The organism is Bacillus sp. 0209A, from assembly GCF_036765095.1.
Taxonomy (GTDB): Bacteria; Bacillota; Bacilli; order Bacillales; family Bacillaceae; genus Bacillus; species Bacillus subtilis_G.
This window is the reverse complement of sequence record NZ_JBAIZV010000003.1, coordinates 826058-845228: the sequence shown is the minus strand read 5'-3', so window position 1 is coordinate 845228 and position 19171 is coordinate 826058. Positions and strand designations below refer to the sequence as shown.

Genomic DNA, 19171 nt, shown 5'->3' with positions numbered 1-19171 from the left:
CCGTTCAATATGAACGGTGTTTTTTGTGATTAAAAATCAAAGTTGTCCCGATCAGGACTGACGCGCAGGTTTTCATTCAGCGCATCGATGCGATTCATGTCATCCTGTGTTAATTCAAAGTCAAATACGCTGGCGTTTTCTTTTATGCGTTGTTCCTTCGTTGATTTAGGAATCGTAATGATGCCATGCTGCAGATTTGTTATATGTTTGAGCGATGCCTGCCAGTACAGAGTGGTCAAGCAGCTGTCCCAGCATTAAATGTGACCAAGCCTTCATCTCATATTCCTCCTTTGTGTGATGTGCCGTATAAATAAAAAAGAGCAGATTCAAATCAGCCGGCAAATGTGATTATGAAAGATATCGTCAAGAAAGAAAAGTACGTACTATAGTCACTTTTTGGTGCCTGTAAGGAGAAGAGAAAATATAACATTTCTGTTGAAGCGACTCTTGAAGTAATCGGCGGGAAATAGAAATGCGTCATTTTATGCCATGTGACGCACGGAAAAAAACGCACGAGTGAATTAAAGCGCCTGATGCCCAACATTACGCCAAAAATGCTGAATCAGCAGCTTCGTGAGCTGGAAACGGACGGTGTCATTAACCAGATCGTATATAATCAGTTTCCTCCCAAAGTGGAGTGTGAGCTCGGCGAATACCGCCGCAGCTTAGAAGGGGTTTTAGACATGCTGTGTGCTTGGGGAGCGAATCATATTAACAAAGTGTACGGGGGATACATTTTCAGTGTTAGAAGAAAGTGTGCTCAATGATAAGTTAAAACAGGAATCATAAAAAATAATGGCAGTCAGTGCGGAGCGCTGGCTGCTTTTTGATTCTTAGGACTGAAATTGTGTGCAAGAAAATATATCATGCATCATAAATTAGCGTTATAATCGTTGATTTTTATCAAGATGTACTGGCGAATTTGTTTTAATGTGTTATACTAATTTTAGATAACAACAAATTAGGATGGCATAATTGATAAGGGGTGTCCAACATGAAGGTGAAAGTAGCGATCAACGGGTTTGGAAGAATCGGAAGAATGGTTTTTAGAAAAGCGATGTTAGACGATCAAATTCAAGTAGTGGCCATTAACGCCAGCTATTCCGCAGAAACGCTGGCTCATTTAATAAAGTATGACACAAATCACGGCAGGTACGACAAAGAGGTTGTGGCCGGTGAAGACAGCCTGATTGTAAATGGAAAGAAAGTGCTTTTGTTAAACAGCCGTGATCCAAAACAGCTGCCTTGGCGGGAATATGATATTGACATAGTCGTCGAAGCAACAGGGAAGTTTAATTCAAAAGATAAAGCGATGGGCCATATAGAAGCGGGCGCAAAAAAAGTCATTTTGACTGCTCCGGGAAAAAATGAAGACGTTACCATTGTGATGGGAGTAAATGAGGACCAATTCGACGCTGACCGCCATGTCATTATTTCAAATGCATCATGCACGACAAACTGTCTTGCGCCTGTTGTAAAAGTGCTGGATGAAGAGTTTGGCATTGAGAGCGGGCTGATGACTACAGTTCACGCGTATACGAATGACCAAAAAAATATTGATAATCCGCACAAAGATTTGCGACGGGCGCGGGCATGCGGTGAATCCATCATTCCGACGACAACAGGAGCGGCAAAGGCGCTTTCGCTTGTGCTGCCGCATCTGAAAGGAAAGCTTCACGGCCTCGCCTTGCGTGTCCCGGTTCCGAATGTCTCATTGGTTGATCTCGTTGTCGATCTGAAAATGGATGTGACGGCTGAAGAGGTAAACGAGGCATTTAAACGGGCTGCCAAAACTTCGATGTACGGCGTGCTTGATTATTCAGATGAACCGCTCGTCTCGACTGATTATAATACGAATCCGCATTCTGCGGTCATTGACGGGCTGACAACAATGGTAATGGAAGGGAGTAAAGTAAAGGTGCTCGCATGGTATGACAACGAATGGGGCTACTCGTGCAGAGTCGTGGATCTGATCCGCCATGTAGCGGCACGAATGAAACATCCGTCTGCTGTATAAAATAAGGTCGTGGACATATTTTGAAGAAAAAACCCTTAACAGCATATTTCTAAAAAAACGCACCTTGCAAATTAGACTTAAACACAGTATACTATTTTTCGTGAACTTCTTGCTTGAGACTGTTTCGGAATTACTTAAAGGGTTAGGACCTCTCCGGACTAACTTTCCCCCGTGGTAAATGGCCGACCCAGTTGTTGGAATTTCACTTTTTAATTCTTGTTAAGGGGGGTCCATGACTATGGAAACAATGGGGCGTCACGTTATCTCCGAGCTATGGGGATGCGATTTTGATAAGCTAAATGACATGGATTTTATTGAAAAAACGTTTGTAAATGCTGCTCTAAAATCAGGTGCTGAGGTGCGCGAGGTCGCATTTCACAAATTTGCACCGCAAGGCGTAAGCGGAGTTGTGATTATTTCTGAATCACACTTAACTATTCACAGTTTTCCTGAGCACGGATATGCGAGCATTGATGTTTATACTTGTGGAGACTTAGATCCTAATGTCGCTGCTGACTATATCGCAGAGGCATTACATGCTGATACAAGAGAAAACATTGAAATACCGAGAGGAATGGGGCCTGTGCAAATTAAACAGGCGCAAGCGAAAGTACTATAAAGTAAACACGAACACAAAGGGAGCTGAAGCTAGAAAGCCGTTATGCGCTTTTTAGCTTATGCTCCTTTTATTTTTATAAACAAACAAGGGCGGTCAGCTTTTTCTTTTTTCATTTTTTTTGTAAAATAGAAAGAGATTTTCACAAACCACCTGATGCTGTAGATACAGCTTTACCCAGAACGGCTCTCCTGACAGATGGCTGTCACATTTATTTTTAAAAGGCGGAGGCTGCCGAAAATACATTCCAGGGAACGAAATAGTTGGGAGCTGATTTTATTGAAATGTCCTTCATGCCAGCATAACGGAACGCGGGTCCTTGATTCACGGCCTGTGGATGATGGGAAATCCATTCGCCGAAGACGCGAGTGCGAATGCTGCCATTACCGGTTTACCACCTTTGAAAAAGTGGAGGAAACCCCGCTCATCGTCGTGAAAAAAGAAGGCGTGCGGGAGGAATTCAGCAGAGAAAAAATGCTGCGCGGCCTCATAAAAGCATGCGAAAAAAGACCCGTTCCACTCAAAACGCTTGAAGACATGTGCTTTGATATTGAAAAAGAACTTCGCAATCAAGGCTGCTCTGAGGTGAAAAGCGAATTCGTCGGAGAAATGGTCATGGACCGGCTGGCTAAGATTGATGAGGTCGCATATGTGCGGTTCGCGTCTGTCTATCGGCAGTTTAAGGATATAAACGTCTTTATCGACGAACTAAAAGACTTAATAAAGAAAGAGCGTTAAAAGAGCTAAGAGGATTCTTCTAGCTCTTTTCTCATGTGCAAAATTGGCATTTGATAGATATAAGAAACGGTGTAAAATGAAAGGTAGAAACAAATTCGGAAGGTTTGAGAATGTATGGCTGACTATTGGAAAGATGTACTGCCTGTAGATCCTTATGCGGTCAAAAGCAGATCGATGCTTCAGGATATAGACAGACAAATAATCACACTGCTGTACCAGCCCTTAATCGGCCCTGTTGCATTCTCACTTTATATGACATTGTGGGGAGAGCTGGAACAAAACCGTCTGTGGGGCGGCGAGTCCACACATAGACAGCTGATGGGGATGACACAGTCTAATTTAAAAACGATCCATCAGGAACAAGGGAAGCTCGAGGGCATCGGATTGCTAAAAGTATATATGAAAGAATCCGAGCGGCAGGAGCGCCTCTTTATATATGAACTCCTTCCGCCGCTCAGGCCAAATGAGTTTTTTGAAGACGGGATGCTGAATGTTTTTCTGTACAATAGAGTCGGAAAAACAAAATACCAGCAATTAAAACAATTTTTCACGCATCCGGCCATTTCAGAGGATGCGAAGGACATTACGCGGCCGTTTAATCATGCGTTTGAATCGCTGCAGCCGAGTGAATGGAAGCTTACATCTGATATGGAGGAAACGGTGAGACTTGCGGAGGGCACAGAATATACTTCTGTCGGACAGGCTCCGTCCTATACCATAACAGAGGATGTGTTTGATTTTGATTTGTTTTTAGCGGGACTTTCTGAGACGATGATTCCGAGAAAAGCGATGACCCAGCAGGTGCGGGACACAATCAAAAAGCTTTCTTATCTGTACGGTATAGACCCTTTGCAGATGCAAAATGTCGTGATGAGTGCAATTGATGAGCGTGACGTTATTACGTCGGAGGCTTTAAGAAAAGCGGCCAGCGACTGGTATCAAATCGAAAGAAACGGACAGCTGCCAGACGTCGTTGAAAAAACACAGCCGGTGCATCTGCGAGAAGGCGAAAAACCGGCGAAAGAGGATTCGCTGGACGGAAAGCTGATCGCATTGCTGGAGACGATTTCTCCGAAGAAGCTTCTGCAGGACATTGCCGACGGAACAGAGCCGTCAAAAGCTGATCTGAAAATCATAGAAGAGATTATGTTTGAACAGAAGCTCGAGCCAGGCGTTACAAATGTGTTAATTTATTATGTCATGCTGAAAACCGACATGAAGCTGTCGAAAAATTATATCCAAAAGATCGCCTCGCATTGGGCGCGCAAAAAGGTAAAAACGGTCAGAGAAGCGATGAAGCTCGCGATAGAAGAAAACCGCCAATACCTTGAATGGGCTGAAGGGAAAGCAAATCAGCCTTCGAAACGAAACCAAAAAGTGATTCGCGAAGAAAAACTTCCTGACTGGATGGAAGAAAAAGAGACAGCCTCCGAGTCAGAATCCGGACAGGGGAAGCTGCATCCGCAGGACTTGGAAGAACAGAAGAAAAAGATGATGGAAGAAATGAAAAAACTGAAAAAATACTCTGCCTATTAAAGACAGAGATGCGGGGTGAAGGAATAGATGGAACCAATCGGCCGTTCCCTGCAGGGCGTAACCGGCAGGCCGGATTTCCAAAAACGTCTTGAACAAATGAAGGAAAAAGTCATGAAGGATCAAGATGTTCAGGCATTTTTGAAGGAAAACGAAGAAGTGATTGATCAAAAAATGATCGAAAAGAGCTTAAACAAGCTTTATGAATATATCGAGCAAAACAAGAAATGCTCCTATTGTTCGGAAGATAAAGATTGCAACAATTTACTGGAGGGCTACCATCCGAAGCTTGTTGTCAATGGCCAATCTATTGGTATCGAGTATTATGAATGTCCGGTTAAACGGAAACTCGATAAGCAGAAAAAACAGAAGTCCCTTATGAAAAGCATGTATATCCAGCAGGATCTTCTCGGAGCGACTTTCCAGCAAGTTGATATCAGTGACCCGAGCAGGCTCGCGATGTTCCAGCATGTGACGGATTTTCTGAAAAGCTATAATGAGACGGGAAAAGGGAAAGGGCTGTATTTACACGGGAAATTCGGAGTAGGAAAAACGTTTATGCTCGCTGCGATTGCCAATGAGCTGGCGGAAAAAGAGTATTCCTCGATGATCGTCTATGTGCCCGAATTTGTGAGAGAGCTTAAGAATTCGCTGCAAGACAAGTCATTGGAAGAGAAGCTCAATATGGTCAAATCAACACCCGTATTGATGCTTGATGACATCGGAGCGGAATCAATGACGAGCTGGGTTAGGGATGAAGTCATCGGAACAGTGCTTCAGCACAGAATGTCCCAGCAGCTGCCGACTTTCTTTTCGTCTAATTTCTCACCTGACGAGCTGAAGCATCATTTTACGTATTCGCAAAGGGGAGAAAAGGAAGAAGTAAAAGCGGCAAGACTTATGGAGCGAATTTTATATTTGGCTGCTCCAATCCGCCTGGACGGAGAAAACCGCCGACATCCGTAACTGCTGCGGTTCAAAGGGGAAGGAACTGAGGGTATGAAACGAAAAACAGCTGTTAAATGGCTGGCAGTGCTTGCAGGTGCAGGAATAATCTTTTGGGGAAATAAAACGTATTTGAATTTATCGCCGAAAGAGATCAGGATATGGGTATTGTCGTTCGGGGCCTTTGCACCGGTGATGTTTATCGGGATATCCATCGTCAGGCCTCTTATTTTATTTCCCGTATCTGTTGTTTCTCTAGCGGGAGGACTCGCATTTGGCCCGCTTCTCGGCACGCTTTACACGTTATTCGGTTCAATGTGCGCTTCAGCTGTTTCGTTTTTTGCCGCAGGTTTGTTTGCGGCGAAAAAGAACGGCCATTACGAAAAGCTTGAAGCCATTCAGAAGCAGATGGAGGATAACGGATTTTTTTATATCTTTCTTTTAAGAATCATGCCGATCAATTTTGATTTCATCAGCTATGCGGCAGGCCTTTCCAATGTCAAAGCGCTGCCGTATTTTGCGGCAACGGCCGCGGGAATCATTCCCGGGACCATCGCGCTGAATGTGCTGGGAGCGAGCTTTTCAACTGGAAATCTGCCCGCTTTCTTTATGGTGATCGCTTTGTATAGCGTGTTTATTTCGCTGCCGTTTATCTTCAGAAAGAAAATGCAAAACTTGTTCCAAGAATCAAATTAACATTTGCCAATGACCTTTACGTCTATTTTAAAAACATCCCCCATATACTTGTAACAGATGCCGTAAGGGGGGACAAACATGCTTGAAATAATCTTTGAAGATGACCATGATGCAGCCGCTTTTTTACATCTCATTCAGCATTCGGACGATCGGAACTATATCATTGTCCGGGAAGGCATACGAAAAATCGGGATTGAAAAAGCTAAGCCGGCTATCTCTATTCAGCGTTTTATGGAGCCGATTCTGGTCAAGTTTTTTTTAGAGTGCAAAGAAGACGAACATATGCTGTCATTGATTGAGGAAACATACTGCTTCACGGACCAGGATGAACAGCAGCAAATCCTTCAGCTTGCCCATAGTATTATTGAAGGAGAAGCGGACGATCTTCCGTTTGAGCCGCTAAAGCTTTCGCGGAAACAATCAATTTTGGATGAACTCCAAACGATTCGTTTAGAGGAAGGCTTATTTTCCATTCGTTCCTTTCAGACCTTCCGGCTCGGACAATACTACAAGCAGCTGAGAGACATTACGGAAGCGGCGATAGATGAATATAAAATGGAACAGGAATATCAAAACTTTATTCAAACACTCAGAGAATATGTAATGGCCAAACAGCCGCGAATCAAAAAGGTGCATATTGTCCATGACGGTTCATTTACAATTTGGGAGCTGCGTTATGTGCAGGAACGGGAAAAAATGAAATACATAGACAGGCGATTTGTCCGGGATCATCCTATGTACATTGATTCTCATTTGCTCGCGCCGCTGATCTCCATCGCGCCTGATGAAGTGGTGCTTTATACCGACCAGCCCGAGCATATGATGGCAAGGACCATTCAAAACGTATTTCAAGAGCGACTGGAAATGCTTCCGCTGCATGCTTTTTCAGACGCAGAAATACCGGTAGAGCACTCAGAAGGATAAGGGCCGGCAGCCTGTATATATAGGGCTGTCGGTTTGGAAAAAAGGAAATGCGATCGTGTTGATTTTTTGGAATGAACAATTTATAATACATAGGAGATTAAGAAAGACACACGTATTGATAAGGACATGAAGGAATGATACCGGCTCAAAGAGAGGGAAGCCCCGGCTGCAAGCTTCCTAGCTAAGGACCATTCGCTTTACCGCCTTTGAACTTCAGCTGTGAACCCCTCCTTGATAAGGAGCAGTAATGGCTGACGGGAACTCCCGTTACAGAGATTAGAGCCGCAAGTGCCGGAATATTGGCTTTGCGGAAAAAAGGGTGGAACCACGATTCCGTTTATTCAACCTCGTCCCTTTCATAGGGGGCGGGGTTTTTATATGCAAAAAAAGGAGTGACATAGATGTCAGATATGGTAAAAATCACATTTCCTGATGGAGCAGTCAAGGAGTTTGCGAAAGGAACAACAACAGAGGATATCGCGGCATCCATCAGTCCGGGATTAAAGAAGAAATCATTAGCCGGAAAACTGAACGGAGAAGAAATTGATTTGAAAATGCCGATCAATGAAGACGGTAAAGTGGAAATCATTACAGAAGGTTCCGAAGAAGGCCTTCAAATAATGCGCCACAGTACGGCTCACTTGCTGGCTCAAGCGATTAAACGCATTTACAAAGATGTCAAATTCGGTGTCGGTCCGGTCATCGAAAACGGTTTTTACTACGATGTAGAAATGGAAGAAGCGATTACGCCGGAGGATCTGCCGAAAATTGAAAAAGAAATGAAAAAAATCGTTAATGCGAACCTCCCGATCGTTCGAAAAGAGGTCAGCCGCGAAGAAGCGAAAGCACGTTTTGCTGAAATCGGCGATGACCTGAAGCTTGAACTATTAGATGCGATTCCGGAAGGAGAAACCGTTTCGATCTATGAGCAAGGTGAATTCTTTGACCTGTGCCGCGGCGTACACGTTCCTTCAACAGGAAAAATCAAAGAGTTTAAACTGTTAAGCCTTGCAGGCGCATACTGGCGCGGTGACAGCAATAACCAAATGCTTCAGCGCGTATACGGCACAGCTTTCTTCAAAAAAGCTGATCTGGAAGAGCATCTTCGCATGCTTGAAGAAGCGAAAGAGCGTGACCACAGAAAGCTCGGCAAAGAGTTAAAGCTGTTTGCGAATTCTCAAAAAGTCGGACAAGGCCTGCCGCTTTGGCTGCCAAAAGGGGCGACAATCCGCCGCGTCATCGAGCGCTACATTGTCGATAAAGAAATCAGTCTCGGCTATGAGCACGTATACACACCAGTGCTTGGAAGCAAAGAACTGTATGAAACATCAGGGCACTGGGAGCATTATCAGGAAGGCATGTTCCCGCCGATGGAAATGGACAACGAAACACTTGTGCTACGTCCAATGAACTGTCCGCACCATATGATGATTTACAAACAAGACATTCACAGCTACCGTGAACTTCCGATTCGGATTGCGGAGCTGGGAACGATGCACCGTTATGAAATGTCAGGTGCCCTGTCAGGCCTTCAGCGCGTGCGCGGCATGACATTAAACGATGCACATATCTTTGTGCGCCCGGATCAAATTAAGGACGAGTTTATCCGTACAGTCCGTTTAATTCAGGACGTATATGAAGACTTTGGCTTAAGTGATTACACATTCCGTCTGTCTTACCGTGATCCTGAAGACACGGAGAAATATTTTGATGACGATGAAATGTGGAACAAGGCGCAATCCATGCTGAAAGAGGCAATGGATGAAATCGGCCATGACTATTACGAAGCAGAAGGTGAAGCGGCATTCTATGGCCCTAAACTTGATGTTCAGGTAAAAACAGCGATCGGCAAAGAAGAAACATTGTCTACGGTTCAGCTTGATTTCTTATTACCTGAACGTTTCGATCTGACTTATATCGGTGAAGACGGCAAGCAGCACCGTCCGGTTGTGATTCACAGAGGTGTCGTCTCAACAATGGAACGCTTTGTTGCCTTCTTAATTGAAGAACACAAAGGCGCGCTGCCAACATGGCTTGCACCGGTTCAATTCCAAGTCATCCCGGTTTCTCCTGCTGTGCATTTAGACTACGCGAAAAAAGTGCAGGAACGCCTGCAGCGTGAAGGCCTGCGTGTAGAAGTCGACAGCCGTGATGAAAAAATCGGCTACAAAATCCGTGAAGCGCAAATGCAAAAAATCCCGTACATGCTTGTGGTCGGTGATCAAGAAGCAGAAAACGGAGCGGTAAACGTCCGTAAGTACGGAGAGCAGAACTCTGAAACCATTTCGCTTGATGATTTTGTGAAAAAAGCAGTAGCTGAAGCGAAAAAATAAGCTAAAAAAGCATGATCTCGTTGAAGAGATCATGCTTTTTTTTATTTCTCTATTATAGGAAACAAATCATGAAGGCTGCTGATGATGTAATCAGGTGCCACGCCCGTTTCGTTTTTCTTATCCGTCCGGTTGATCCAAACGGTTTTGATTCCGGCTCTTGAGGCGCCTAAAATATCAGTGTTCAAATTATCGCCGACCATGATCGCATCGTCTTTTTCAATATTCATCAGCTCAAGGCAATGTTCAAAAATGGAAACATCCGGTTTCCCTTTGCCAAAAGCGCCCGAGATGACGATTTCATTGAAATAAGGGGCGAGTTCTGGAACGCCGGCGAGCTTCTCTTTTTGCAGGCTCGGATCGCCGTTTGTCAAAAGCAGCAGTTCATACTTGCCTTTTAATTGATCGAGCACTTCAAATGTTTCATCATATACAAATGGGCGTTTTCTGCGCTCTGCTGCGAAAAACTCTCCCAAGTATTCGCCATATGCGGGATCATCAATGCCAAGCGCTTTCAGTCCGTTTGTCCAAGCGTTTCTTCTGTACTCCGGCACAATCTTGTTCAGCTTCTGAAAGCCTTCACTGATCGGTTCTGAGAAATTGGACCACAGTCCTTCAAACGGATTAATGCCGATCATCACTGTATATGGATACGTCTCATATGACATGTACAATTCTCTCGCCGCTTCGCGAACAGCTTCTTCAAATGCCTGCGGGTCAAGGCCATATTTTTTTTCCGCCTGTAAACAAGTTTCTGCAAATGTTGTTCTGACACTTTTTTCATCCCAAAGTAGTGTATCGTCTAAATCAAAAAATACGGCTTTCATGATCTTCTCCTCTGCTTCAGATTCAAATCTTTCAGCCAAAAGGCTCATGTTTTATTTTACAATAGATAAAAGCCTTGTGAAATATGTTTTCAGATGATTTTAAAAAAACAGTCAGCCGTGAAGCTCATTGACTGAAAACATGCTAGAATGAAAACGGAAAGAATAGGTGACACGCATGATTCATTTAATGATTATGATGCTTGAAAGGGTAGGGATTATTGTGATTTTGGGGTTTATTCTCGCCCATACGAAGCTTTTCAGACAAGCTTTGCAAAATCAGGACGGCTATAAAGGAAAAGCGGTTTTAATCTCTATTTTTTCTCTCTTCAGCATCATCAGCAATTATACAGGCATCGAAATTCAAAAAAATATGATTGTAAACAATGACTGGGTGTTTGCGATAGATCCGTCGGGCTCTATCGCGAATACCCGTATTTTGGGCGTGGAAATCGGAGGCCTTCTCGGAGGTCCGCTTGTAGGGGCGGGAATCGGTGTACTGGCGGGCCTTCACCGTTTTTCGCTCGGCGGCAGCACGGCCATAAGCTGTGCGGTATCATCGGTTTTAGCAGGTGTTCTAGCAGGTTTGATCGGACGGTATTTTACGAAGCGCTACCGAATGCCGACACCTCGAATCGCCGCTCTTGTGGGAATCGGTATGGAGTCACTGCAGATGGTGATTATTTTGCTGATGGCGAAGCCGTTCAGTGACGCTTGGGAACTTGTCAGCATAATCGGGATTCCGATGATACTCATCAATGGAACAGGCAGTTTTATTTTCCTGTCCATTATCCAAGTGATCATTCGCAAAGAAGAGCAGGCAAGGGCGCTTGAAACGCACAGAGTGCTGACGATTGCTGACCAGACGCTTCCGTTTTTTCGCCAAGGATTAAATGAAAGCTCCTGTAAAAGTGTGGCGGCTATTATCCATAAGCTGACCGGAACAGATGCTGTTTCTCTCACTGATAATGAGAAGATCCTTGCGCATGTCGGCGCGGGAATAGATCATCACATTCCATCAAAAAGCTTGATCACCGGCCTGTCCAAAAAGGTGATCAAAACAGGAGAAATCATGAAGGCGGTTACTCAGGAAGAGATTGAATGCACGCATGCTGAATGTCCCTTGCACGCGGCGATTGTCCTGCCGCTGACATCAAACGGCAATACAATCGGCACCTTAAAAATGTACTTTAAAAGCCCGGCAGGCCTGAGTCAGGTAGAGGAAGAGCTTGCTGAGGGGCTGGCCATGCTGTTTTCGACACAGCTGGAGCTTGGGGAAGCAGAGCTGCAAAGCAAGCTTCTCAAAGATGCTGAAATCAAAGCGCTTCAGGCGCAGGTGAATCCGCATTTTTTATTTAACGCGATCAACACGATTTCTGCGTTATCCCGCACGGATGTTGAAAAAACCCGTAAGCTCTTATTGCAGCTCAGTGTTTATTTTCGTTCAAACCTTCAAGGAGCGAGACAGCTGCTGATTCCGCTCTCAAAGGAGCTGAACCACCTTCACGCCTATTTGTCATTAGAACAGGCGCGTTTTCCCGGGAAATATAAGATTGAGCTCAATATCGACAGCAAACTGGAGCAGATTGAAATCCCTCCGTTTGTTTTACAGGTGCTTGTGGAGAATGCGCTTCGGCACGCATTTCCGAAAAAACAAGACATGTGCAAAGTTACGGTTTGTGTCTTATCTGATGATACTTCCGTCTATATGAAGGTGACGGATAACGGACGGGGAATTCCGCCGGACGTCCTGCCGGAACTCGGAAAGAAACCGTTTCCGTCTAAGGAGGGTACGGGTACAGCGCTTTATAACCTGAATCAGCGGCTGATCGGTTTATTCGGACAGCAGGCTGCGCTGAATATCAGGAGTGAGGTTCAAAAAGGGACAGAGGTGTCCTTTCAAGTCCCAACGCAACAATGAAAGAGGGAGAAAAACATGCTCAGGGTGTTAATAGTTGATGATGAGATGCTGGCGAGGGATGAATTGGCTTACTTGCTCAAGCGGACCAATGAGGAAATGGAAATCAATGAAGCGGAAAATATCGAATCTGCTTTTGACCAAATGATGGATCAAAAACCTGACTTGCTGTTTTTAGACGTTGATTTATCGGGAGAAAACGGTTTTGATATCGCTAAGCGATTGAAGAAAATGAAGCATCCTCCTGCTGTTGTGTTTGCGACGGCGTATGACCAATATGCGCTCAAAGCGTTTGAGGTGGACGCTTTAGATTATTTAACCAAGCCTTTCGATGAGGAAAGAATTCAGCAAACGTTAAAAAAATATAAAAAAGTCAATCGGGATATTGTTGAAACAGATCAGAGCAGCCATGCCGGCCAGCACAAACTGGCGCTATCTGTCGGAGAATCAATTGTGATCGTAGATACGAAGGATATTGTCTATGCCGGAACGGAAGATGGCCACGTCAATGTAAAAACCTTCGAAAATACTCATACAGTCAGCGATACGCTCGTTGTCATTGAGAAAAAGCTGCCTGATGCTGATTTTATCCGCGTCCATCGGAGCTTTGTCGTCAATACCGAATATATTAAAGAAATTCAGCCATGGTTTAATTCTACATATAATCTGATCATGAAAGACGGTTCGAAAATACCGGTCAGCCGGACATATGCGAAGGAATTGAAAAAGCTGCTCCATATTTGATGGGCGGCTTTTTGCATTTCAGCCATTTCATTCTGCAACTCAGTCCCGCTATTCGGCATGTTATCTTGTAAGCGCTTCATAACAGAGGATTCTTATTTATAATGGGAGTACCAAAGAGAAAGAGGTGAAGAAAATGAGTGCTAAAAAAGTGTACGGGTTTTTAACACAAGCATTTATTTTTGCCGTCATTATGCTGGTTTCAAATATGATTGCCGCTATTGTCCCAATTCCTATCCCGGCATCGGTTGTAGGATTGGTCTTATTATTTCTCCTATTATGTTTAAAAGTGATTAAACTGGAACAAGTAGAAACGCTCGGAACGTCTTTAACCTCTCTGATCGGATTTTTATTTGTCCCGTCAGGTATATCTGTTATGAATTCGCTTGGTGTGATGCAGCAATACGGCCTGCAAATTGTTCTTGTCATTCTGCTCGCAACGATTATATTGCTGGGAGCTACAGGATTGTTTTCTCAGCTGATTCTTTCGCTAAGCGGAAAACGCAAATCCGCAGCGGACATGAAAACAAAAACAGTGCAAAGCCCGCAGAACAATAACGAACTCGTTCACCATTAAGGAAACAGGAGGTTCAACAGATGGAAAGCACAATGAGTCCTTATTTCGGCATTGTCGTATCACTGGCTGCATTCGGCATCGGCACTTTTTTATTTAAGAAAACGAAAGGCTTCTTCCTTTTCACTCCTTTGTTTGTTGCCATGGTGCTTGGGATCGCATTTTTAAAAATCGGCGGTTTTTCCTACGCGGACTATAATAACGGGGGAGAAATCATTAAGTTTTTTCTTGAACCGGCGACGATCGCTTTTGCCATTCCTTTGTACAAACAAAGAGATAAGCTGAAAAAATACTGGTGGCAAATCATGTCCTCTATTATCGTTGGCTCTATTTGCTCTGTCACGATTGTTTATTTGCTCGCAAAAGGCATTCACCTCGATGCGTCAGTGATGAAAAGCATGCTTCCGCAGGCGGCTACAACGGCAATTGCGCTACCTTTATCAAAAGACATCGGAGGCATCAGCAACATCACAGCTTTTGCGGTTATCTTTAACGCTGTCATTGTATATGCGCTCGGAGCGTTGTTCTTGAAGGTGTTTAAAGTGAAGAATCCCATCTCTAAAGGGTTGGCTCTCGGAACGTCCGGGCATGCACTCGGTGTAGCTGTCGGGATCGAGATGGGAGAGGTCGAAGCGGCGATGGCAAGTATTGCTGTTGTCGTAGTAGGAGTTGTAACGGTTCTGGTCATCCCTGTGTTCGTGCAGCTGATCGGAGGATAAGCCAAGGCTGATAGCCTTGGCTTTGTCTATTTTATGGTGCGTCTTCGGGATCGATATATCCTTGTTTAATGCCCCATTCGACTTGGTCATCATGCCACTTTTTTCGTTCTTCATAACCATAGCCGTCGTCATCAGGAAGCTCTGAAGCCGGCTGTTGAACGGTACCATCTGTCTGGTTCGAGGATGACGGTGAATGTTGGCTATTAGATGAGGGTGCCTCGGTCTGCTGTCGTTGTGCCTGCGAGTGCCGCTTTTTTTCAGCATTTGCTTCCTGCTCTTTTTGGATTGCTGCCTGCCGCTGTCTTTCAAGTTCAGCTTGTCTTTCAGCTTCTGCCAATCGCTGTCTCTCCGCTTCTTCCTCCTGCTGTTTCTTTCGTTTCGCCTCTCGCTCTTTTTCTCGTTTTTTTGCGGCGGCGATTTGTCTTTGTTTCTCTGCTTCTTCTTTTGCTTTCAGCTTTCCTAATTCAGCAGTGAGCGGATTTTCAAACTTTATTTTCGTTGAAACGGGTTTTAGTTTTTTCAGCTCTTTCTCCAGTTCCTTTTGATGAAATGCTGCGGCTGTTTTAACAGTTTCAGCTTTTGGTTCGGAAGGTGTGCTTTTGCTATTCGAGCAACCGGTCAATATCAATGTGAAAAATAAAGCAAGCTGTATCAGTTTGTTCATACGTCAGACTCCCTTCTGCTTCTTATATCGGTTAGGGATTAACTTTGTTTTACATTTTTTCCTGTCAGTGGTTGCGTGGAAAATTGCGAAATAAGAAGAAGGATGGGGGAGACTATTGGTTCTTCATCTAACAGAATCAGGTGTGCACCACCCTCGGCTCAAGGTCTTTATTCATGGCGGGGGTGTCAGCGGCTGGATGCGGTACAGCAAATCAGCTATTTTCAACATTTCGGGGGATCGGCCATGGAGTATTCGCTGGCTGAATCGATGTTATTCAACAAAACACTTGATGTGTAGCTGACTGTTCGGACACTTTACATTCTGGATGAGAATGCAAAGATTTTCTTTTTCTTTCTTGCACTCATAGAAAACCCATGTTACAATGAGAAAGTTGTTCCGGAGAAGTCATCCTTGACTAAAGATCCGGCATTGTGTAGAATAGTTATTGAATTGAATATAAATCACAAGCAGAAGCACCCGCTTCTCACCTGATTGACACATGCATGTAGTTGGCAGGTTGACCGTACATTTTTATTGATACAGATGTTCGTAGTGTGGGTGTTTTATAATGCCCGCACTTTTTGTTTGCCTGCAGAATGCAGTCAAAATGAGTTGTGAATCAATTCGAAGAAACTATGGAGGTGGCTCATTATTAGCAAAGATCAATTGGTTAATGAGGGTATCCGTGCACGTGAGGTCCGTCTAATCGGACAAAATGGCGACCAGCTTGGAATCAAGTCCCGTCAGGAAGCACTTGAAATCGCCGGCCGCGCAAATCTTGACCTTGTGTTAGTTGCAGCGAATGCAAAACCGCCTGTCTGCCGAATCATGGACTACGGTAAGTTCCGATTTGAGCAGCAGAAAAAGGAAAAAGAAGCACGCAAAAATCAAAAAATCATTAACTTAAAAGAAGTTCGGTTAAGTCCGACAATCGATGAGCATGACTTTAACACGAAATTGCGCAATGCGATTAAATTCCTTGAAAAAGGCGATAAAGTGAAAGCTTCTATCCGATTTAAAGGACGCGCAATCACTCATAAAGAAATCGGCCAGCGTGTATTAGACCGTTTTTCTGAAGCATGTGCTGAGGTTGCGACTGTCGAAACAAAACCAAAAATGGACGGCCGCAGCATGTTCTTAATGCTCGCGCCGAAAAACGAAAAGCAATAAGGAGGAAATCCCATGCCAAAAATGAAAACTCACCGCGGATCTGCTAAACGTTTTAAAAAGACAGGTTCTGGGAAGTTGAAACGTTCTCACGCGTACACAAGTCACTTATTCGCCAACAAATCTCAAAAGCAAAAGCGTAAGCTTCGCAAGAGTGCTGTTGTAAGTGCAGGAGACTTCAAACGCATCAAACAAATGCTTGCTAACATCAAGTAATCGGACAAGGAACAATTAGGAGGGAAATTTAATGCCAAGAGTAAAAGGCGGAACTGTTACACGTAAGCGTCGTAAAAAGGTTCTTAAATTAGCAAAAGGTTATTTCGGTTCAAAACATACATTATACAAAGTAGCTAACCAGCAGGTCATGAAATCTGGAAACTATGCTTTCCGTGACCGTCGTCAGAAAAAACGTGATTTCCGTAAACTTTGGATCACTCGTATTAACGCAGCTGCCCGCATGAACGGTCTTTCTTACAGCCGTTTAATGCACGGTCTTAAGCTTTCTGGTATCGAAGTAAACCGTAAAATGCTTGCTGATCTTGCTGTAAACGATCTTACTGCATTCAATCAGCTTGCTGATACTGCTAAATCTCAATTAAACAAGTAATCATATAGAGCCGCTCTCCAGCAGAGCGGCTTTTTTATATAAAGGATGGGGGCAACATGGTTATTGCTGTTTATTTGGTGCTGATGAATCTGTGCGGTTTTTGGGTGATGGGGGCTGACAAACGAAAAGCGCAGCAGCACAAATGGAGAATTTCTGAAGACCGGCTGTGGCTGATAGCGATCGTGTTTGGAGCGCTCGGTGTCTGGCTTGGCATGCAAACCTTCAGACATAAAACGAAGCACGCCTCTTTTAAGTATGGAGTGCCGCTCCTTTTGTTGATTGAAGCGGTCTTGATCGGCATTTATTACAGTCCGTTTGATTTATAAAAAGCAGAAAAGCGTTTTAGCGCTCTTCTGCTTTTTTGGCGAGTTTAATGGGCTGGTCCCAGTCAATCTTACAATTCGGATAGCGTTCCAGCACTTTTTCTTCAATGTTCTCAAAATCTTTTGCAGACAAATGCTTCAGCTTCTGAGGAGATTCTGTCCAGACAAAAATGGTATGGATAAACAGCGGATGATCTTTGGAAGGAATATGCTTTTCTCCTTCAAAAAGCACGCCTTTATACGTCAGTTGAAAGTTCTTACGGGCATTGTTCTGTTCATCAATAATATAAAAATGTTCTTTTGATTGGGCCAGTTTGAGCCTTCTCTTTGGACTGGCGACATATTTGACCGCGGCATAAATACAATAAGCAAAAAGTGCAAGTAATATAATCCTTAGAACCATGACAAACATTGTGTGAAGGCACCTCCCTTATTGTGATGATCTGATGTAATACGAAGAGCATAGAAAAAGGTTTCACTTTTTTTAAAGAAAAGTTCTAAAAACATATACCCGATTTTCAAGTGAAATAGTCGTATGGTTAGCGTCAGGTTTTGTATAATAAGAATGCAGGACTGATGAAGGAGGTTATGGAACATGGCAAAATTAGATGAAACATTGACCATGCTGAAAGATTTAACAGATGCAAAAGGCATACCGGGCAATGAAAGAGAAGTAAGGCAAGTGATGAAATCATACATAGAACCATTTGCTGATGAAGTGACAACAGATCGTCTGGGCAGTTTAATCGCCAAAAAAACAGGTGCGGAAAACGGCCCGAAAATTATGATTGCCGGGCATTTGGACGAAGTCGGTTTTATGGTGACGCAAATCACTGATAAAGGCTTTATCCGTTTTCAAACCGTTGGCGGCTGGTGGGCTCAGGTGATGCTGGCCCAGCGTGTAACCATCGTGACGAAAAAAGGGGAAATCACAGGGGTTATTGGCTCAAAGCCGCCTCATATTTTATCTCCTGAAGCGAGAAAAAAATCAGTGGAAATAAAAGAGATGTTTATTGATATTGGAGCTTCAAGCCGAGAAGAAGCCTTGGAATGGGGTGTGCTTCCGGGAGATATGATCGTTCCTCATTTTGAATTTACAGTCATGAACAATGAAAAATTCCTCTTGGCGAAGGCGTGGGACAACCGCATCGGCTGTGCGATTGCCATTGATGTGTTAAGAAATTTACAAAACACAGATCATCCAAACATTGTGTATGGCGTGGGAACTGTGCAGGAGGAAGTCGGCCTAAGAGGAGCGAAAACAGCAGCATACACCATTCAGCCTGATATTGCGTTTGGTGTTGATGTAGGGATAGCAGGAGACACGCCTGGGATTTCTGAGAAAGAAGCGCAAAGTAAAATGGGTGAAGGACCCCAGATTATCGTGTACGATGCATCCATGGTTTCTCACAAAGGTTTGCGAGATGTCGTTGTCGCTACGGCGGAGGAAGCGGGCATTCCGTACCAATTTGATGCCATTGCCGGCGGCGGAACTGATTCGGGAGCCATCCATTTGACGGCAAATGGTGTTCCCGCGCTGTCCATTACCATTGCAACCCGCTACATTCATACACACGCGGCTATGCTGCATCGTGACGATTATGAAAATGCGGTCAAATTAATTACAGAAGTGATTAAGAAATTAGACCGAAAGACAGTTGACCAAATCACATATGAATAAAAATGATTTGAATCCGCTATAAAAGGCGGATTCTATTTATTTGTCTGTACAAATTCAATAAGTAACTCTACAATAAGGATATATATAGAAAATATGTGCTAGTCTGGTTGATAAGCAAGTTTTCTATATCTCAAAAAAAGGAGGATTTAATGAA

Annotated in this window: 19 protein-coding genes, 3 pseudogenes and 1 other annotated feature; of the genes and pseudogenes, 18 read left to right on the top strand and 4 right to left on the bottom strand. The window is 44.0% G+C overall.

Annotated elements, in window-relative coordinates; translation table 11 throughout:
- Window positions 1-29: 29 nt before the first annotated feature.
- Window positions 30-279 (bottom strand): annotated as a pseudogene (locus tag V6D44_RS15240) (aldo/keto reductase); the annotation flags it as partial.
- Window positions 280-428: 149 nt separating this feature from the next.
- Here V6D44_RS15240 and V6D44_RS15235 point away from each other — a divergent pair.
- The 9 genes and pseudogenes from V6D44_RS15235 (at window position 429) to thrS (ending at window position 9802) form a co-directional block, all read left to right on the top strand.
- Window positions 429-789 (top strand): annotated as a pseudogene (locus V6D44_RS15235) (winged helix-turn-helix transcriptional regulator).
- A 205-nt stretch (window positions 790-994) separates the two neighbouring features.
- Window positions 995-2017, top strand: coding sequence for a glyceraldehyde-3-phosphate dehydrogenase (locus V6D44_RS15230; RefSeq protein WP_087992411.1), 1023 nt, complete (start codon window positions 995-997; stop codon window positions 2015-2017).
- A 238-nt stretch (window positions 2018-2255) separates the two neighbouring features.
- Window positions 2256-2636, top strand: a complete 381-nt coding sequence (gene speD / locus V6D44_RS15225; protein ID WP_003223584.1) for an adenosylmethionine decarboxylase — start codon at window positions 2256-2258, stop codon at window positions 2634-2636.
- A gap of 276 nt (window positions 2637-2912) precedes the next feature.
- Window positions 2913-3371, top strand: coding sequence for a transcriptional regulator NrdR (nrdR, locus tag V6D44_RS15220; RefSeq protein WP_087992410.1), 459 nt, complete (start codon window positions 2913-2915; stop codon window positions 3369-3371).
- Between the two features lie 114 nt (window positions 3372-3485).
- Complete coding sequence (gene dnaB / locus V6D44_RS15215) at window positions 3486-4907, top strand: replication initiation membrane attachment protein DnaB (RefSeq protein WP_333516674.1); 1422 nt, start codon at window positions 3486-3488, stop codon at window positions 4905-4907.
- Window positions 4908-4934: 27 nt separating this feature from the next.
- Window positions 4935-5870 (top strand): primosomal protein DnaI, encoded by a 936-nt coding sequence (gene dnaI, locus V6D44_RS15210; protein ID WP_333516673.1) that lies wholly within the window; start codon window positions 4935-4937, stop codon window positions 5868-5870.
- 33 nt (window positions 5871-5903) lie between these two features.
- Window positions 5904-6545, top strand: a complete 642-nt coding sequence (locus tag V6D44_RS15205) for a TVP38/TMEM64 family protein (protein WP_202326956.1) — start codon at window positions 5904-5906, stop codon at window positions 6543-6545.
- 78 nt (window positions 6546-6623) lie between these two features.
- Complete coding sequence (gene ytxC / locus V6D44_RS15200; protein ID WP_202326958.1) at window positions 6624-7469, top strand: putative sporulation protein YtxC; 846 nt, start codon at window positions 6624-6626, stop codon at window positions 7467-7469.
- Between the two features lie 401 nt (window positions 7470-7870).
- Entirely contained in the window at window positions 7871-9802 is a 1932-nt protein-coding gene (thrS, locus tag V6D44_RS15195) for a threonine--tRNA ligase (RefSeq protein ID WP_087992405.1), read from the top strand.
- Window positions 9803-9843: 41 nt separating this feature from the next.
- Here the strand turns inward: thrS and V6D44_RS15190 are convergent, their stop codons facing one another.
- Window positions 9844-10626, bottom strand: a complete 783-nt coding sequence (locus V6D44_RS15190; protein ID WP_202326960.1) for an HAD family hydrolase — start codon at window positions 10624-10626, stop codon at window positions 9844-9846.
- 175 nt (window positions 10627-10801) lie between these two features.
- Here V6D44_RS15190 and lytS point away from each other — a divergent pair.
- The 4 genes and pseudogenes from lytS to lrgB all read left to right on the top strand — a co-directional run bounded on the left by lytS (window position 10802) and on the right by lrgB (window position 14575).
- A pseudogene (lytS, locus tag V6D44_RS15185) lies at window positions 10802-12582 on the top strand (two-component system sensor histidine kinase LytS).
- Window positions 12560-13285: a two-component system response regulator LytT gene (lytT, locus tag V6D44_RS15180; protein ID WP_087992403.1), complete on the top strand. Its 726-nt coding sequence runs from the start codon at window positions 12560-12562 to the stop codon at window positions 13283-13285. The pseudogene lytS and the gene lytT overlap by 23 nt, the downstream one beginning before the upstream one ends.
- Window positions 13286-13418: 133 nt before the next feature.
- Window positions 13419-13859, top strand: a complete 441-nt coding sequence (gene lrgA / locus V6D44_RS15175) for an antiholin-like murein hydrolase modulator LrgA (protein WP_087992402.1) — start codon at window positions 13419-13421, stop codon at window positions 13857-13859.
- Window positions 13860-13879: 20 nt separating this feature from the next.
- Window positions 13880-14575, top strand: a complete 696-nt coding sequence (gene lrgB / locus V6D44_RS15170; RefSeq protein WP_202326962.1) for an antiholin-like protein LrgB — start codon at window positions 13880-13882, stop codon at window positions 14573-14575.
- Window positions 14576-14606: 31 nt separating this feature from the next.
- Here the strand turns inward: lrgB and V6D44_RS15165 are convergent, their stop codons facing one another.
- Complete coding sequence (locus V6D44_RS15165) at window positions 14607-15239, bottom strand: hypothetical protein (protein WP_333516672.1); 633 nt, start codon at window positions 15237-15239, stop codon at window positions 14607-14609.
- Window positions 15240-15698: 459 nt separating this feature from the next.
- Window positions 15699-15829: a sequence feature (ribosomal protein L20 leader region), on the top strand.
- 58 nt (window positions 15830-15887) lie between these two features.
- Here V6D44_RS15165 and infC point away from each other — a divergent pair.
- Genes infC through V6D44_RS15145 form a run of 4 tightly spaced genes read left to right on the top strand, consistent with a single transcriptional unit; the run spans window position 15888 to window position 17339 of the window.
- Window positions 15888-16409: a translation initiation factor IF-3 gene (gene infC, locus V6D44_RS15160; protein WP_010886591.1), complete on the top strand. Its 522-nt coding sequence runs from the start codon at window positions 15888-15890 to the stop codon at window positions 16407-16409.
- Between the two features lie 12 nt (window positions 16410-16421).
- Window positions 16422-16622: a 50S ribosomal protein L35 gene (gene rpmI, locus V6D44_RS15155; RefSeq protein ID WP_003222418.1), complete on the top strand. Its 201-nt coding sequence runs from the start codon at window positions 16422-16424 to the stop codon at window positions 16620-16622.
- 31 nt (window positions 16623-16653) lie between these two features.
- Window positions 16654-17013 (top strand): 50S ribosomal protein L20, encoded by a 360-nt coding sequence (gene rplT, locus V6D44_RS15150; RefSeq protein ID WP_087992399.1) that lies wholly within the window; start codon window positions 16654-16656, stop codon window positions 17011-17013.
- A gap of 56 nt (window positions 17014-17069) precedes the next feature.
- Window positions 17070-17339, top strand: a complete 270-nt coding sequence (locus tag V6D44_RS15145) for a DUF1294 domain-containing protein (RefSeq protein ID WP_087992398.1) — start codon at window positions 17070-17072, stop codon at window positions 17337-17339.
- A 16-nt stretch (window positions 17340-17355) separates the two neighbouring features.
- Here the strand turns inward: V6D44_RS15145 and ysdB are convergent, their stop codons facing one another.
- Window positions 17356-17748, bottom strand: coding sequence for a sigma W pathway protein YsdB (ysdB, locus tag V6D44_RS15140; RefSeq protein ID WP_087992397.1), 393 nt, complete (start codon window positions 17746-17748; stop codon window positions 17356-17358).
- A gap of 183 nt (window positions 17749-17931) precedes the next feature.
- On the opposite strand from ysdB, the gene V6D44_RS15135 reads away from it, so the two are divergent.
- Window positions 17932-19017 (top strand): M42 family metallopeptidase, encoded by a 1086-nt coding sequence (locus V6D44_RS15135; protein WP_087992396.1) that lies wholly within the window; start codon window positions 17932-17934, stop codon window positions 19015-19017.
- Window positions 19018-19171: the final 154 nt, after the last annotated feature.

Excerpts from the sequence above, each read along its gene's own strand:
- V6D44_RS15230 (WP_087992411.1), top strand. The coding sequence starts at position 995 with ATGAAGGTGAAAGTAGCGATCAACGGGTTTGGAAGAATCGGAAGAATG.
- speD (WP_003223584.1), top strand. The coding sequence starts at position 2,256 with ATGGAAACAATGGGGCGTCACGTTATCTCCGAGCTATGGGGATGCGAT.
- dnaB (WP_333516674.1), top strand. The coding sequence starts at position 3,486 with ATGGCTGACTATTGGAAAGATGTACTGCCTGTAGATCCTTATGCGGTC.
- dnaI (WP_333516673.1), top strand. The coding sequence starts at position 4,935 with ATGGAACCAATCGGCCGTTCCCTGCAGGGCGTAACCGGCAGGCCGGAT.
- V6D44_RS15205 (WP_202326956.1), top strand. The coding sequence starts at position 5,904 with ATGAAACGAAAAACAGCTGTTAAATGGCTGGCAGTGCTTGCAGGTGCA.
- ytxC (WP_202326958.1), top strand. The coding sequence starts at position 6,624 with ATGCTTGAAATAATCTTTGAAGATGACCATGATGCAGCCGCTTTTTTA.
- thrS (WP_087992405.1), top strand. The coding sequence starts at position 7,871 with ATGTCAGATATGGTAAAAATCACATTTCCTGATGGAGCAGTCAAGGAG.
- V6D44_RS15190 (WP_202326960.1), bottom strand. The coding sequence starts at position 10,626 with ATGAAAGCCGTATTTTTTGATTTAGACGATACACTACTTTGGGATGAA.
- lytT (WP_087992403.1), top strand. The coding sequence starts at position 12,560 with ATGCTCAGGGTGTTAATAGTTGATGATGAGATGCTGGCGAGGGATGAA.
- lrgA (WP_087992402.1), top strand. The coding sequence starts at position 13,419 with ATGAGTGCTAAAAAAGTGTACGGGTTTTTAACACAAGCATTTATTTTT.
- lrgB (WP_202326962.1), top strand. The coding sequence starts at position 13,880 with ATGGAAAGCACAATGAGTCCTTATTTCGGCATTGTCGTATCACTGGCT.
- V6D44_RS15165 (WP_333516672.1), bottom strand. The coding sequence starts at position 15,239 with ATGAACAAACTGATACAGCTTGCTTTATTTTTCACATTGATATTGACC.
- rpmI (WP_003222418.1), top strand. The coding sequence starts at position 16,422 with ATGCCAAAAATGAAAACTCACCGCGGATCTGCTAAACGTTTTAAAAAG.
- rplT (WP_087992399.1), top strand. The coding sequence starts at position 16,654 with ATGCCAAGAGTAAAAGGCGGAACTGTTACACGTAAGCGTCGTAAAAAG.
- V6D44_RS15145 (WP_087992398.1), top strand. The coding sequence starts at position 17,070 with ATGGTTATTGCTGTTTATTTGGTGCTGATGAATCTGTGCGGTTTTTGG.
- ysdB (WP_087992397.1), bottom strand. The coding sequence starts at position 17,748 with ATGTTTGTCATGGTTCTAAGGATTATATTACTTGCACTTTTTGCTTAT.
- V6D44_RS15135 (WP_087992396.1), top strand. The coding sequence starts at position 17,932 with ATGGCAAAATTAGATGAAACATTGACCATGCTGAAAGATTTAACAGAT.